The sequence below is a fragment of the Pseudomonas sp. PvP100 genome (genome assembly GCF_017833055.1).
Taxonomy (GTDB): domain Bacteria; phylum Pseudomonadota; class Gammaproteobacteria; order Pseudomonadales; family Pseudomonadaceae; genus Aquipseudomonas; species Aquipseudomonas syringae.
This window is the reverse complement of sequence record NZ_JAFIBO010000001.1, coordinates 3,659,939-3,676,868: the sequence shown is the minus strand read 5'-3', so window position 1 is coordinate 3,676,868 and position 16,930 is coordinate 3,659,939. Positions and strand designations below refer to the sequence as shown.

Here is a 16,930-nt window from a genome sequence, read left to right as displayed (position 1 = left end):
TATGTCAAGCACAAAAACTGACCTAGATAGCACCCAGGTCGCTATTGTCGGGGTTGGCCTTCGCCTGCCTGAATCAGACTCTATTGATGCTTTCTGGAGCAAGCTTAAAGCTGGAAAGTCCCTGATTAGTGAGGTGAATGAAAAGCGTTGGTCGAAGGCTGAGCTTTACGGTGATCCTAAAACCGGCGGCGATAAAACATCGAGTATTTGGGGCGGGTTCGTCGACGATATCGAGTGCTTCGATGCCAATTTCTTCGGGATTTCGCCCCGTGAAAGCAAGTTCATGGACCCCCAGCAACGTATTGCCATGGAAATGGCTTGGCATGCCTTTGAAGACGCAGGGATATGCCCATCCAGCGTGAAGGGGACGAACACCGGCGTTTTTATGGGGGTGTGTCACTGGGATTACGCTGAGCTGTTGGCGCTGAATCACACGCCGATTGATCCTTACTTTCCGACGGGAACGGCGTACTCGATTTTATCCAACCGGATCTCTTATTACTTTGACCTCAAAGGCCCCAGTATCAGCATTGATACCGCCTGTTCAAGCTCGCTGGTGTCGTTGGCGTTAGCGGTCAATGCCATCAAGTCCGGCGAGTGTGAGCTGGCCTTGGCCGGGGGGGTCAATTTAATCTGGAGCCCGCAGCATTTTATCGCCTTTACCAAAAATGGAATGCTCTCTAAAGATGGCAAGAGCTATACCTTCGATGACCGCGCCAATGGTTATGTGCGCGGTGAGGGCGGCGGGCTTTTGCTGCTCAAAGCGTTGGACAAGGCCATTGAGGACGGGGACAACATCTACGCCGTGGTGCGAGGTATTGCCAACAACCATGGAGGTAAAACCGGCTCACTGACCGTGACCAACCCTCAGGCGCAAGCGGACCTGATCGCAGAGCTTTATCGACGCAGTAATATTGATGTTCGCGATGTTAGCTATATCGAAACCCATGGCACCGGCACGCCGTTGGGTGACCCTATCGAGATCCATGGGCTTAAGAAAGCCTTCGCTCAGGCGAGCCACGCTGTCGATGACCCGCAGTCCAGAAAGAATTACTGCGGTATTGGCTCGGTTAAAACAAATATTGGACACCTGGAAGGTGCAGCGGGTGTTGCCGGGATTATCAAGATTTTAGCCGCGTTAAAGAATAAAGAACTGCCCGGAAACCTGAACTTTAAAAGCATCAACCCCAAGATAGAACTGACAGATACGCCTTTTTATATTGTCGACAAGCATCAGCCTTGGGCGAGTCCTGCGGAGGGCTCGACAGGGCGCATCGCCGGTATCAGTTCATTTGGATTTGGTGGCAGCAATGCCCATGCGGTGATCCAGGAGTTCATTCCTGAAACCGCGCAGTTGTCAGCCCGTGCAGTCGCTGATAACCATCCCGTGTTTGCGATCCCTGTGTCGGCCAAGTCAAGTGAGTCGTTGGTGGCGTATGCCCAGCGCCTGCTGGCGTTTCTGGAGGACAACCCTTCTGACCTGCCCGGCATTGCCCATGCATTACAGTGCCAGCGCGACGCGCTCACAGAACGCGTGTGCTTTGTGGTTGAGTCTATCGACGAACTGAAACTGGCGATTCGGAGCTTTATAGATACACGCGCTGCTGCCGAGCACACATTTGTAGGTAACTCTTACGATGCCGGAGAAGGCAAGAAACTTAGGAGTTACGCCGAAGAAAATCGAGCGTCACTGACTGAAAACTGGATGTCCAATCACGATATGCTCAGCCTGGCCCAGTACTGGGTTTTTGGGGTTGCCGTCGATTGGAATGACCTTTATCTCGACGCTAGCCTGATCCCCGCGAAAGTCCGCTTGCCGCTTTATTCATTTGAGCGCACGGCTTACTGGTTCCCCAAAAAGAACGCTGATGTGGCCAAGCCAAAACAGCCGGGTACAGTCGAATTTACGCTGTCGAGTAAAGCCTTCTTCCTGGAAGATCACACGGTTAATAACCAATCTATATTGCCGGGTGTGCACTATCTGGAAATGATTTTATCGACGATTCCCCGTGCCGATAAAATGATCAATGTCGACTTCTCAAACGTATTTTGGTTATCGCCATTTGCCATCGAACTGTCCGACGACGACGTCGATATCAGAAAGTCGATTTACCTCGACTTCGACAGTAAGCAGGCTGATGCAAACGCTGCCTCTGGGCCGCCAGGCAAAGGCTTTCGTTTTTATACCCATCCCAAAAATATCGAAGGGCAGGCTAAAGATAACGTTCGTGTTCATGTGCAAGGCGAGTATCAGCCGGGTTCAACGGTAGCCGATCGTATTGACCTGCCGGACATGTCGTCATTCAAGGAAATTCACCGCGATCAATGCTATCAATACCTTCAGAGCACAGGTATTTACCATGGCCCGAGGCTGCAGGGTGTCGAGCAAATCCATGTCGGCGTGGATGAAGTCTGGGTAAAGGTTTCAATCGCTGGGAGTCAACAATCATTCTCTGCCCACCCGGCAATTCTCGACTCGGTATTGCAGGCCGGTATTGCGACGGCGTTGTCCAATAACGCCTCACGTTATCCCTATGTTCCTTTTTCACTCGACAGTTTATCGGTCTATCAGATTTTCCCCACGACCGTCTGGGCTCGTATCCGTGAGAAAAATCGATTTGCCGGCACTAAAGCCTCGTTGACCTTTGACCTGAATATTTTTACCGAACAAGGCGAACAGGTAGCGTCGGCGAAAAACTTTACGATGTTCTTATTGCGCAGTCCCGTGGGTGAGCAAATGACCAGCAAGAACAACAGTGGCTCGAATGAACCGAGTAGCCAGAATCTTTATTTTTCGAAACAGTGGGTTGTTGACAGTACAAATCATCAACAGCCGCCAATAAGCTCAACAGCGCCCGCAGATCGTGCTAATCACGTGCTTGCCCTTTATGTGGGCAGTACGATTCAGGATGATCGCTGGATCGCCAATTATCGTAATCAGGTGTCTGCGCAAACGTCCTGCACGTTCCAGTCGATGGCGCTCTCTTCCCCTGAGGCAGTGAGCAGCGCACAGACGATTGAAGCGTACTCCCACGTGTTTTCATACATTAAGAAACTCCTGGAAACCAAGCCTAAAACTATTCAACACCTTTTGGTCTGCGCCTCCTCGACACTGCCGGATGTGATCCGCTCCAGCCTGACTGCGCTGCTGCGGGTCGCGCACAATGAAAACCCACGGATCCAGGGCCGCTTTGTATCGATAGAAAACTCTCCGCTGGTCGATTCCGGATCGATCATCGCCCGTGAGTTTCTCATCGCCGACGGAGCATTTAGCGTACGTCATGATGCGCAAGGCCTGCGTCGGATAGAACGGATTACAGCGCAACCCGTAAGGCCTGTTCAGGGAAAAATTCCGGTGCTTAATGAACAGCCGGTGTTCTGGATAACCGGCGGGCTGGGGGGTATTGGTCAACTGATTTCCAGGCAGCTCGCAGCGGATTTTCCGGGGTGCACGCTCTACTTGACCGGGCGCAAAACCGCCGCCGAGCAGCAGGCTGTTTTCTCTGCCTTGAAAAGTGAAATACAAGCACGGGGTGGCAAGGTCGATTATCAGCCACTCGATATTACCGATGTCGTTGAGGTCGAGAATTTTGTCGCTGCACTGAAGAATACTCATCACAGCGTTGATGTCATATTCCATGCCGCTGGCCACATTGCCGATAACTTCATCTTGCGTAAAGAGGTCAAGGATTCGCTGCCAGTGCTGTCGCCAAAGCTCGATGGGACGCTGGTTATTGATCAGGCGATCAAGCGTCTGCCATTAGGCAAGTTCGTGCTGTTCTCTTCGGTGGCGAGCACGTTTGGCAATGCTGGCCAAAGTGACTATGCCGCAGCCAACGCCTTTTTGGATGCCTTCGCGATTGATCGCAATCAACGGGTGCGCGAGGGGGAGGGGACCGGGCAGACGATCGCCATTAATTGGCCGCTTTGGCAAGAAGGTGGCATGAAAATGGACGCCGGCACCTTAGCATCGGTGCATGAAACAACCGGCATGGAGCCGCTTCCCACCCATGAAGCGATGCACGCGTTGCGTTATGCGCTGACCACCACCGATGATTCTCCGATCCTCGTCACGTACGGCAACCAGGAGAAAATCCACGCTTACATCGCAGGCCTTAACCAGCGCAGCGTTGTGCCTGAGGGGGGCAGTCAGGAGAGTCCTGATCCCTCGAAGAGCGGTGATGACGTCGATAATGAGGCCCTGTTTCAATATGCCCAGGACTATCTGAAGGGCAAGTTGGCTATCGTCATTGAACGCGACGCCAAGACGATCCGAGGCGATCAGAAAATCGAAGAGTACGGCTTTGACTCGATTATGGCGGTAGAAATGATCCGTCAACTCGAGGGGCAATTCGGTCAGTTATCAAAAACGCTGTTCTTCGAATACTTCACGATCAATGAAGTGGCCGATTATCTGATGGATGAATACAGCGAGAAACTAAAGAGCCTGTACCTGGAGGGCAGAGCGCCTGTCGTCGAGGTCGCAGCTCATACAGACACGCCCTCTAAAGACAAACAAGTCGCTGAAGAGGCGGCTGCCGCACCGGCACCGTCGATCAACAAGCAAATTGAAGCAGTACCTGTCGCCAGTCAGGTCGCCGCCGATGACCGTGATCAGCATGATATTGCGATCATCGGTCTGTCCGGACGTTATCCTAAATCGAGAAACATGGATGAACTCTGGGAATTGTTGAAAAGTGGCCAGCATGCGTTCGAGAAGATCCCGGCGGATCGCTGGAAGCACGACGCTATTTACTACAAAGAACGCGATGTGTGGGGTAAGTCGACGATCAAGACCGGTGGCTTCCTCGACGACATAGACAAGTTTGATCCGCGTTACTTTCAGATTTCTCAACTCGAAGCCGAGAAGATGTCACCGGAAGTCCGGCTGTTCCTCGAAGTGGGCGTCGAGGCCCTGGAAGATTCGGGCTATTCAAAAGAGTCGTTGCAACAGCTGTATAAAGGCGACGTGGGTGTTGTCGCGGGCACCATGAGCAACCACTACAACTTGTATGGTTTCCAAAACAACCTCACGCGGGGCGGTTCTGCCAGCGGCAGCTACACCGGCACGATCCCGAACATGCTGTCGTATTTTTATGGATTCACCGGCCCGTCCTTGTTTGTCGACACCATGTGCTCGGCGACATCGACCTGCATTCATGTGGCTGTGCAAATGCTGCGGTCTGGTGAGTCGAAAATAGTCGTGGCGGGGGGCATGAACTTGCTCCTGCACCCTTACAACCTGATCTCCAGTTCCCAGGAACATTTCACCACCAAAACCTCAGATGTCATCAGAAGCTATGGGATTGGCGCCGATGGCACTATTTTGGGCGAAGGCGTGGGTGCCGTGGTCCTGAAAACCCTGGCAGATGCCAAGCGTGATGGCGACAACATCTGGGGCATTATCAAGGGAACAGCCCTGTCCAATGCTGGCGTACGCAATGGTTTCACCGTTCCGCAGCCGCATATGCAGGCTCTGGCGATAGAAAAAGCGATTGAAGATGCGCAAATTGACCCGCAAACCATTGGTTACTTCGAAGGCCATGGTTCGGGTACTGAACTGGGCGACCCGGTCGAAATAAAAGGCGCTACCCAGGCCTTCCGCAAATACACCGATAAGAAGCAGTTCTGTCCGATTGGCTCGATCAAGTCGAACGTTGCCCACCTTCTAGCGGCCGCTGGTATCGCCGGCATCTCGAAGATCTTACTGCAGTTCAAGCACCAGCAGATCGTGCCGTCGCTGGGTGCGGATACGCTCAACAGCAATATTCGTTTCGAAGACTCACCGTTTTATGTGCATAAAGAACTGCAGTCGTGGCCAGCTCCTCGTTCCGAAAGCAACCTGGTCTTACCGCGTCGAGCATCGATCACCTCCATCGGTGCTGGAGGGATGAACTCGCACATGATTTTGGAGGAGTATGTCGACCCTCGGACGACCAGCCGCAGCCCGCGCCAGACCCAGCAACAGCTGTTTGTATTTTCGGCGACCAATCGTGATTCGCTGGTCAGGAACCTGCAGGGTTTTTCAAGCTACCTGAAAGACCACCGTGATGTATCGCCCGTCTCGCTGGCCTACACCCTGCAAGTGGCCAAGAACCAGATGAAATGCCGCCTGGCATTCTGCGCAGACAGCGTCAATGAGGTCATTGGGTCGATTGATAGCTGGCTGGGTGGTCTTTCCAGCAACCGTTCCGTGCGCTTCGTGGACAGTGTGTCGGGTGCGACCAAGGAGTTCTCCAGGAGGGAACTGAGTCAGGCTATCGAGAGCGCTGACCTTGAGACATTGGCCGAGTACTGGACCAATGGCTCGACCGTGGACTGGTTTGCCTTGCATGGCTTGAATGACCAAGCGGCCCTGGGTGCGATGATTAAAGTACGCATTCCGGCTTATCAGTTCGAGAAGAAACGCTGCTGGTTTGAGGTTCTGGAAGACGCCCCAAGCGTTATTGATCCTCTGGGCAACCGCAACAAATATCACCCGCTGGTCCGTGACAACACCTCCGACCTGAGCGGCATCCGTTACTCCGCTGATTTGATCGAGATTGAAATCCTCGACTACCTTTACCGGGTCAAGAAACAGCCGCAGTTAATCACGTTCAGCCTGCTCGATGCGGCGATTGCAGTGATGAAGCAGGCTGATCCGCAAAGCGGCTACACCTCTGTGCGTTGGGAGTTGCTGGCGCCTACCCCTGTTGTGCCTTCGCAGCTGTGTTATGCGGTGGCATTGAATGATCAAACGGGGCAATTTTCTGACGTTTACATCTCTTCCACAGCGGATGCGTCGACGCCGCATCAACTGTGTGCACGGGTCGAATTTGCCGTGCAAGCTGGCGATGGACGCAGGGTTCTCCAGCAGCCTTTTCCCGCGTTTGCGAATGCGACCGTTCGGGAAAGCCTTTCCGGTGCACAGGTCAGCAAAGCGCTGGAAGAGCACAAAATCGTTTTTGGCGATTACGTCAATGCTATCAGCGAGCTGCAGTTGATCGGTGAACAGCGCTATCGCGTGCACTTGAAAGATACTGATTATCGACACAATCACTTTGCCCGCAACACGACGTTTTTATCCGAACTCGGTTCGGCGTTGCAACAAGCCGTCCTCTACATCGCCTTGCGCCAAGGACTGGACCATTGGAGCGACTACGCGCTTTGCGCCTGCAATGTCCAGCTGGATTTAGCGTCTGTGTCGAAGGTCAGCAGCCTGCTGTTCTCCCTCGAATCGTCGGGGCAAGCGTTGCGCGGAACGATTGCGTTGGCTGATAAGAATGGCACTTTGTTGTCCCTCTTGGACGATGTGTATATCGCCAATAGCCAAGCCATTGAACCGCGTGCCGCCAAGACCATTGAGACGGCCAGCTTCCGCAGCCAACCCGTTTTCCGCCACGAGACTGCCGAGTCTCCGCGACCAGTCGCCGCCGCTGGCACGGAGTCCGACGGTCTCGGCAAAGCCGTGTCTGCCATCGTCGCTAAGCTTTTGAAGTTTGATGAATCCGAAGTGGACGCAAGAACCAGCTTCTACGAGTTCGGCTTTGACTCCATCGGCTTAACCCAGTTGAGCAAAGAAGTTAACGAAACGCTGGGCGCCAGAATCACCCCGGCCGTTTTCTTTGACTGCGAAAATATTGAGGCCTTGTGTTTTTACCTCAAGGATCAAGGCGTCAGCGGCACCAGTGAAGAGGCACCACAGAACAGCGCCTCTGCAGTGAACCAGGCTGCAACGCCGGTTTCTCGCGTCGAGAAACCAGAGGCCGAGCGGAATCCCCGTCTGCCGCACCCTCATGAATCCATCGCGGTCATTGGTATGGCCGGACGATTCCCGGGGGCCGCGTCGGTTGAAGCGTTGTGGTCGAACCTGCTCAATAACCAAGACAGCATTCAAGACTTCCCCTACCAGCGTTACAACCAGGACACCCAAGCAGCGTTCGCCGGTGTGGCTTGCGTCAAAAAGGGTGGCTACCTGGATAAGGTAGACGGGTTTGATGCGGCATTTTTCAATATTTCGCGGGTTGAAGCGGAGTTCATGGATCCACAGCAACGCCAAGTCCTGGAGGTGGTCTGGCACGCCGTTGAAAACGCCGCTTATGACCCCAGCCAGTTGCCTTCGGACACCGGGGTATTTATCGGGGTCAGCAACAATGACTACCGGGCATTGCTGCAAAAAGACCAGGAGCTGGACGGTTACATCGCCACGGGCAACTCTCACGCCATGCTGGCGAACCGTGTGTCGTTCTTCCTGGACATCCACGGCCCGAGTGAGTCGATTGACACCGCGTGTTCCAGTTCACTGGTCGCTATCCATAATGCCTGTGAAAGCCTGCGTTCCGGCTCGGCGTCCTTTGCCATCGCCGGTGGGGTCAATCTGTTACTCGACATCCAGGGCTTCGCCGAGCCTGACCATGCAGGCATGTTGAGCCTGGATGGGCGTTGCAACACCTTCTCGCGCAATGCCAATGGTTATGTTCGAGGGGAGGGTGTGGGCGTGGTCATCCTGAAGCCGCTTTCGCTGGCACAGAAAGACGGCGACAACATCCTGGCCGTGATTGAAAGCAGTGCGCATCAGCATGGCGGCCGGGCCAAGTCGCTGACGGCGCCGAATGCCAAGAGCCAGGCTGAGCTGTTGCGTACAACCCTTAAAAAGATCGACTTGAGCCAACTGCAATATGTTGAGGCTCATGGTACTGGCACCGAGCTTGGCGATCCTGTAGAGGTCAATGCGCTGAAACAGGCGGTGACGGAAACGCATGGTTTGCCGATTTATCTCGGCGCGCTGAAAAGCAATATCGGGCATCTGGAGTCAGCCGCAGGCGTGGCCGGCCTGATCAAAGCGGTGAAAGTACTCAGCGAGCGGACGGTGCCCGCCAATCTTCACTGCTCACCGTTGAACCCCTATATCGAGCTGCATGACAGCCGCTTCGTGATCAACGAACGCCAGTCCAGCTTGAAGGCCAGTGATCAGGGGATTTTCGCGGCGGTCAGCAGTTTCGGATTTGGCGGCTCGATTGCCAGCGTCGTTCTGCGCCGTTATGAAAGCAATCGGACGACTGCTCGTGCGCACCGGGCGTTTTCCGGGCACGAGGTGGTTCTGGTGCTGTCGGCGAAAACTCGCCGTGGGCTGGTCTCGCAAGCGATCAATTTACGCCAGCACCTGTCCAGTCATCCCGAGCAGATTGAGGAGGTGGCTTACACCCTCCAGGTTGGGCGTGCCGAGCTGTCTTACCGTTTGTCGATTGTGGCCATGGATAGCGCGGATGGCCTGAACAAACTCACGCGGTTTATTGAAAGTGAGGCCGCACTGTCCGATGCAGACTTCTCGACCGGGGCCAATGAGTTAAACCACGTGTCCATCTTTACCGGGCATATCAAGGGCTCGAAAACCGAGAAAATGTCCAACGAGGCACTGCCAGAACTGCTCACTTTGGACAATGCCAATAGGGTGGCGGAGCGGTTTGTTAAAGGCGTTAAGTTTAACTGGAATTTGCTCTACGGAGGCGCACGGCCTAATCGGGTTGTGTTGCCTGGTTATCCTTTCGAACAGCAGCGGTATTGGCTGCCTAAAGACCAAGTGACCACCTGGTATGACGTCGATAATTTTTCAAATGAGCAATTTGTAGAGCACTCATTTTATAAAAATTTACTGGACAGAGTGCTTGTGGACGATCTGGATACCGAGACGGTCCTGCAGCTATTGAGAAAGGATTAAGGGTGTCGTCATGAATAACTCCAATGAGATTGCTAACTTTCAGCGTTACATTATTGATCAACTCAAAGCGGGTCGTATTACTAAAGAGCAAGCGGTTCAGGCGCTGGCCAAAACCGACGCCACCGGGGGCCGTATGCGTGAAGAGCAGTCCGGGTCGCCGGGCAGTACGCGTTATGTGCCGGTGTGGCGCGATGCGCCGCTTGGGCGCGCGCTCGATGTGGCTCAGGCTCACGAACAGCATTGCGTGGTGGTCGTAACGGAGCACGGTCATGAGCGGTTGGTGGATACCTTGAAAGCCCGCCTGGATCAACGCCTGCTGGCCCGGATGACGGTAGTGTCGGCTCCCGAAGAGGCGGCCGCCCAAGGCACGCTTGCCGACCAGATGAGCGGTTTGGCCAGTGCGATGATCCTCGACGTTTTCGTCAGTTTGAAGGCGCAGGTCACGGCCATTTTGCAGCATGGTAAAGGCCGGAAAAGCTCGGCGGATACGCTGCTCCAGGTGTTTTTTCTGAGGCCCGATAGTTACGCTGAAGACAAAGTAGCGCACGAATCTGTGTATGTCGGAGTGGAAGCGGCTATTTCAGCCATGCTGAAAACCCTGAATAAGGAGCACCCGAGCATTACCACTCAACTGGTGGCGCTCGATGAAGCCTCATTGGGTCAGTTAAGCCAAAATAGCCTGGCCGAGGAACAGCACAGTCACGCGGCGTATGTGCGCTACCTCAAGAATGTCCGTTATGTTCAGGTGTTTGAAACGCTCAGTGAGCGTTCTGATGGTGCGTCGTTGCAAAGCTTTATAAAAACCGATGCGAGTTATCTGATTATAGGTGGCGTAGGCGGTATTGGTTTGCACTTGGCAGATTACATTTTGCGCCAGGGGCAGCAGGCCCGCGTCGTATTGACCGGGCGCCGCAGTGAAGCCGATCTGCAAAGTAATACGCCGTACCTGCAATTGGTAAACACCTACGGAAAGTCCCGGGTTTCCTATCTCACGGCGAACGCGGCGAGCTACTCGGACCTCAAGTCGCTGTTGATCAAGGTCGTCGCCTCCCATCACCTCGAAGGGATTTTCCACTGCGCCGGCACGTTGAATGACAGTTTTCTGGTCAACAAAACCGTCGAGCAGTTTGAAAATACCCTGGAAGCCAAAGTCAGTGGCAGCATCCATCTGATTCAGGCTGCAAACGACGTCAGTCAACAGACTGAAACGGGCTTTGACTTCATTCTATTTTGCTCCTCTTGTGCAGGCCAATTAGGTTTTGTCGGCCAGATCGACTATGCGGCCGGCAATGGATTCATTGATGGTTTCAGCGACGCTCGAAACAAGGTCGGGCGTAACGGCTTTGATCGCCTGTTGTCGGTGAACTGGCCGCTCTGGGAAAACGCCGGTATGGGTGTTGATCAGCAGGCGCTGAAAGAACTCCACGTCGAGTACGGTCTGTTGCCGTTGCCGGTCGATGTGGCCCTCAATCACGTGAATACGTTGTTACTGGCCGCCGATACCCACCGTGTTCTGGTGACCTATGGCGATCCGGTGAAAATTGATAGCCAGTACGTTAACGCTAAACCACAGCGGAACCTGCAAACCCCGGCGCTCAGTCAGCAAACGGCTCAAGCAGCCAGCGGGAAGGGCGCAGTGACATCGGTTGAGACTGCCTATGATCCATTGGTCGCTCACCTCAAACAGTTGATCTCCAGCGTCCTGAAGCTGGAGACAAGCAAACTCGACACCTTCGAGCCGTTGCAAAGCTACGGCCTCGACTCGTTTTCCATCATGCGGATCAATCAGGCGTTGAGTGAGCATTTCTCTCGACTGTCGAAAACGCTGCTGTACGAAGTGGAATCCATTCATGACCTGGCCACCACACTGAGCCAGTTGCAACCCGACGCGGTGCAGGCGTGGCTCGGCGCGGTTGCCCCGGCAGCGAGCCAACAGGCTCCGCAAGCCTCTGCCCGTCAGGACGCTCAGCCGCGTCCGGCAGTGCCCCGCGCAGTGGATGCGCAGGCCGGTGATGCGGTCGCCATTATTGGTATTAACGCGCAGTTTCCGGGGGCGGCGAATATCGAAGCGTTCTGGGAGCTGTTGCGCAACGGCGTGAACGCGGTGACCGAGATTCCTGAGTCGCGCTGGTCCCTGGAAGACTTCTATGCCACGGACAAAATCGAGGCCATCAGAGACGGTAAATCCTACTGCAAGCAAGGCGGGTTTCTTGAACAGGCTTATGATTTCGATGAGCAGTTTTTCAAGCTCTCACCACGAGAAATCCTCGCCATGGATCCGCAGGAGCGGCTGTTTATGCAGTCTTGCTGGCGTGCCCTGGAGGACTCTGGTTACACCAAAGATAAAATCAAGCAGCAGTATGACGGCGACGTTGGTGTCTACGTCGGCATTACCAAGACTGGCTTCAATCTCTACGGCCCGGCACTCTGGAATCAAGACGAACGCACGATTCCGACGACCTCGTTCAGTTCTGTCGCCAGCCGTATTTCTTATCTCTTCGACCTCAATGGGCCCAGCATGCCCATCGACACCATGTGTTCATCGTCGCTGGTGGCGATTCATGAGGCGGTCCATAGTCTCAAGGCCGGGCGTTGCCAGATGGCGATTGTCGGTGGCGTGAACCTGTATCTGCACCCCGCAAGCTATGTACAACTCTGTGCGTCCAGCATGCTGTCGCAAAAAGGTCAGTGCCATAGTTTTGGCGACCAGGCGGACGGCTTTGTACCGGGTGAAGGTGTCGCGACGCTTATTCTGAAGCCGCTTCGGCAGGCCCAGGCAGACGGCGACCGGATTTACGCAACAATCAAAGGCTCGGCGGTCAATCATGGTGGCGCCGCCAAAGGCTACACCGTGCCGAACCCCAAGGCGCAAACGGCGGTGATCGAGAAAGCCCTGAACAGCGCCAATATCGCAGCGGGCGAACTCAGCTACATCGAGGCTCACGGCACCGGGACGGAACTCGGTGACCCCATCGAGTTGAACGCACTCAAAGCCTGTTTCTCGGGTAATGACCTGCCTGAGTCTTCCTGCGCGATTGGCTCGGTAAAAAGCAATATCGGCCACCTGGAAGCCGCTGCCGGTCTGGCCGGTGTGATCAAAGTGGTGCTGCAGATGCAGCACCGGGTCCTGGTACCCAGCCTGCACGCACAGACGATCAATCCTAACTTGGAGTTCGACCAGTCGCCGTTCTATTTGCAGCGGGAGCTGATCGAGTGGCCATCGCGCAACAACCGCAATCGTATCGCCGGTGTTTCGTCGTTCGGTGCGGCGGGGGTGAATGCCCACGTTATTCTGGAGGAGTACACAGCGCCGCAGGAACAGGTCGTTGGCGCACCTGTCGGGCAAGAACATGTCCAGGCGTTGGTTTTCCCTTTCTCTTCGAATACCGAACAAGGCCTGAAAAGAAACTGCCGTCGGTTCCTGGATTTCCTTCAGGCGCAAGCGCCTGAAGCCTCCACTGCAATGGATATTGCGACGTTTATTCGCGCCACGCTTCGGGGGCTGGATAACAATCTCTCGTTGAATCAGGTTGACGATTCAACCCCCTTGGTCGATGCCGGGCTCAAACCATTTGATTTCTATCGACTGTTCGAGGCCGTCAACACCCGCTACGGGCTGAATCTGTCGATGCTCAACTGGCAAGGCAGCGTATCGATTGGGCGACTGGTGGCGGTTATTCAGGGCGGCGCTTCATCGTCGACCGTACCCGCGTTGCGTGACGTCGCGTTCACGCTGCAAACGTGTCGAAATGCCCATCAACATCGCGTCGCGATTTGTGCCAGGGATCTAGCCGGTTTTATCGAGCGTCTCCAGCGCTTCCTTGGCGAGGAAGACCCTCAGGTTAATGGTAGCGGCCTGTATGCCGGCGTGAAAACTCACCGGTTTGAAGAGCTTTCCAAGCAAAAAGCGCTGGCCCACGACCGCGTTCAGATTGCTTTTGCCCACCACGAGTCGGACGCCTTGGCGCAACTGTGGGTCAATGGCAGCTTTGAGCAGTGGGAAGGTTTGTACAGCGATGGGCTGCAACCGAAAAAATGCCGGATACCCGAGTATGCCTTTGCGGCCAACACCCATAGCTTCCTGGACAAAGTCGGTTCGAACGCAAAGGCCGTCAGACACCTGGATCAGCCATCAGAAGCAGGGAAGGTGAGCGCCGAAATCATCAGTCACGTGCCCGTTCGCCTTGAAGTGCCGGCCGTTGCCGGATTCATTCGAGAAAGACTGGCCAATGTACTCAAGATGGATGAGGCGTCGATCAACAATGAGGTGTCGTTTGTCGATTACGGTCTGGACTCCATTTTGGGCGTTGATTTAATCCATTCGCTTAATGAACAGTATCGTCTCGGTTTGAAAACCACGTGTATCTACGATTATCCGAATGTCGAGGATCTATCCCGCCATGCCCATGGGCTGATTACGCCTGTGACGATCGTCGACTCGTCGACTCAATTCGCTCGGCCAGCGCCTCAGCTACTCAGCGAGTCGCCTGCAACTGGCCAGGAACGCAACCAAAAGCCGATTGCAATTATCGGCATGAGTGGCCGTTTTGGCGGTGCCGATGATACCGAGGCGTTCTGGAACAATATCCGCGACGGCAAAGACAGCACCGAATCGGTGAGTCGTTGGGACCTGGCGGACTACCTCAATCAGGAAAAGTATCGCGACGGTGTTTGCCAGCGCGGTGGATTCCTCAATGAAATTGATAAGTTCGATGCGATCTTCTTCAACATTTCCGGGGTTGAAGCCACGTATATGGACCCACAACAACGCCTTTTCCTCGAAGAGGCGTGGCATGCCCTGGAGGACAGTGGCTATGCAGGCAGTCGCCTGACCCCTGAAGTGAAAGATCAGTTCGGCATTTACGTCGGCGGCTGGACTGGCGACTACAACGAAGTGTTCGAGGCCAGCGAGGCACCGGCGCAAGCGCTGTGGGGCAACATGGGCTCGATGATTGCGTCGCGGATTGCCTATTACCTGGATTTCAAAGGGCCGGCGCTGACCATCGACACTGCGTGTTCAAGTTCGTTGGTGGCGATCCATCAGGCTTGTAAAGACCTGCGACTGGGGATCACCAATACGGCGATTGCGGGCGGTGTATTTGTACAGACGACGCCGCGCTTGTACGTGCAGGCGACACAAGCCGGGATGTTGTCGCCCACCGGGACGTGCTCGCCATTTGATGAAAACGCCGATGGTTTTGTCCCCGGCGAAGCGGTCGGGGCGATTATTCTTAAACGTTTGGACGATGCCTTGGCCGATGGCGACAACATTCGCGCGGTCATCTACGGTGACGGCATCAACCAGGACGGCAGAACCAACGGCATCACGGCCCCAAGCGCCGTCTCGCAAGAGAAGTTGCTGAAACGGGTGTACAAGGATTTCGGTATTACCGCTAACGACATCTCCATGGTGGAGGCCCACGGCACCGGCACCAACCTGGGCGACCCGATTGAGTTCAACGCACTCTGTGCAGCCTTCACCACGGACTCCGCGCACAAGAATTACTGCGCCTTGGGCTCGGTCAAAGCCAACATTGGCCACACCCAATTTGCCGCCGGTATCTCGAGTGTGATCAAGTCGGTGCTGGCACTGGAACACAGCACCATTCCGCCGCTGATTCACCACACCAAAGGCAACTCGCGAATTGATTTGGCCGGTAGCCCGTTTTATGTCGCGAAATCTTCACAACCGTGGCAAGCCAGAAATGGCCGGAGGCTGGCAACGATCAGTGCCTTCGGTGCCAGTGGCACCAATGCACACGTGGTGCTCGGTGATTTACCCCAGCCGGTACGGCACACGGCGGAGAAGTGTGGGCCGCAGTTGATTCTGCTGTCGGCGAACTCTGACCCACAGTTGGTCAAACTCCTGCAGAAACTGCGTGAGCACCTCGAGTCTGACGCGACGGTGTCGCTGACCAACATCGCTTACACCTTGGCCTGCGGGCGCAGGCACTTCGGCAAGCGCGTGGCGATTCTTTGCCGCTCGGTTTCTGAACTGGCCAATGCACTGGGCTCCCTGCTGTCAGCAGCCAAGCCGAGCATGCAAATCTTTACGCCGAGCGACTTGGGGCAGGGCAATGCCCAGGCTTTGCTGAAACAAGCGCACGTCTATATTGAAAACGGCCAAGTCAACGACGCTTCGTTCCAGGGCAGCATTTGTAGCCTGCCGGCAAGTCCGTTCAATTCCATGTCGTTCTGGGCGTCTTCGAAGGATAAAGCGCCTGCGAAACAGGCCTCCGTTGCACGTCCGAGTCCTCCCGCATCAGCCCCACGAGCCACGGCGGCAAGGTCAAAAGCCGCCAGCAAGTACTGTGAATTCACCCTGACGGTGGATGATTTCTTCATCGCGGATCATTTGGTTATGGGGCAGAAAGTCCTGCCCGGCGTGATGTATATCGAGCTGATGAAACGCAGTGTTTGCGCGGTGTATGGCGACAAGTTCAAGAATGCCTACCAAATAGCGCTGAACGATATTGCCTGGGTTCAGCCGATGGTCTTTACCGACGCCACGCCACGCTTACCGATTATTGTGGAAGTGACAGAGCGAGGCGACAACGCTGACCTGAAGGTGCTGAGCCGAGATAAAAAGCAGCTGTATGCCCAAGCCATCTGTGAGTTGTCGTCAGGTCAACAGGTGCTGGCAGAAGATCAGTCGTTCAGTCACCTGAAAGCACAGGGGATCCGGTTCGATGAGATTGACCTGAGCGCGGCAGGGCTGGCCCAGTATCGAAAAGTACCGGCAGCGCAATGCTATGACTTGTTGCGTCGCCATGGCATTACCCACAAGACCCGTTTGCAGGGTATCAAGGCCCTCTACTTTTCGCCCTCGACGGTCATCGCTCAATTGCAACTGCCGTCGATCCTGGCGAATAAACAGTCGCCTTTTTCGGTTCATCCCTGCCTTGCAGACTCTGCACTTCAGGCCATCTCGATTCTCGCTGTAGCGCGGGATAAAGCCAAACAAACCAGGGATCAGGGCGGGGTGCAAACCCGGGTTCCTTTTGCAATAGACCGCTTTCAACAGTATCGGGAAATTCCACTCAACGCCTGGTCGGTTGGGCATGTGCTGAATGATGGCAAGAAAGAAATCTGGACCATTGTTATCTACGACGCGCAATCCAATGTCTGTGCGGTGCTGGATGGTTATCGCCAACGGATACTGTCCGGTGTGCCGCGATTGTCTGAAGCTTAAACAGGTCCTGGTGTTTGGGTGCTTTTGATTGTTACCTCTGG

At 54.8% G+C, this 16,930-nt stretch carries 2 protein-coding genes; both read left to right on the top strand.

Annotation, left to right across the window (positions count from 1 at the left end; all coding sequences use genetic code 11):
- Position 1: 1 nt before the first annotated feature.
- Entirely contained in the window at positions 2-9,697 is a 9,696-nt protein-coding gene (locus JOE39_RS15590; protein WP_210078582.1) for an SDR family NAD(P)-dependent oxidoreductase, read from the top strand.
- Between the two features lie 10 nt (positions 9,698-9,707).
- The gene (locus JOE39_RS15585; RefSeq protein ID WP_210078583.1) at positions 9,708-16,889 is read left to right on the top strand and encodes a type I polyketide synthase; all 7,182 of its coding nucleotides are present in this window, start codon (positions 9,708-9,710) and stop codon (positions 16,887-16,889) included.
- Positions 16,890-16,930 lie beyond the last annotated feature (41 nt).

What these genes read in the sequence shown, in the direction of transcription:
- JOE39_RS15585 (WP_210078583.1), top strand. Translation starts at nt 9,708, where the DNA reads ATGAATAACTCCAATGAGATTGCTAACTTTCAGCGTTACATTATTGAT.
- JOE39_RS15590 (WP_210078582.1), top strand. Translation starts at nt 2, where the DNA reads ATGTCAAGCACAAAAACTGACCTAGATAGCACCCAGGTCGCTATTGTC.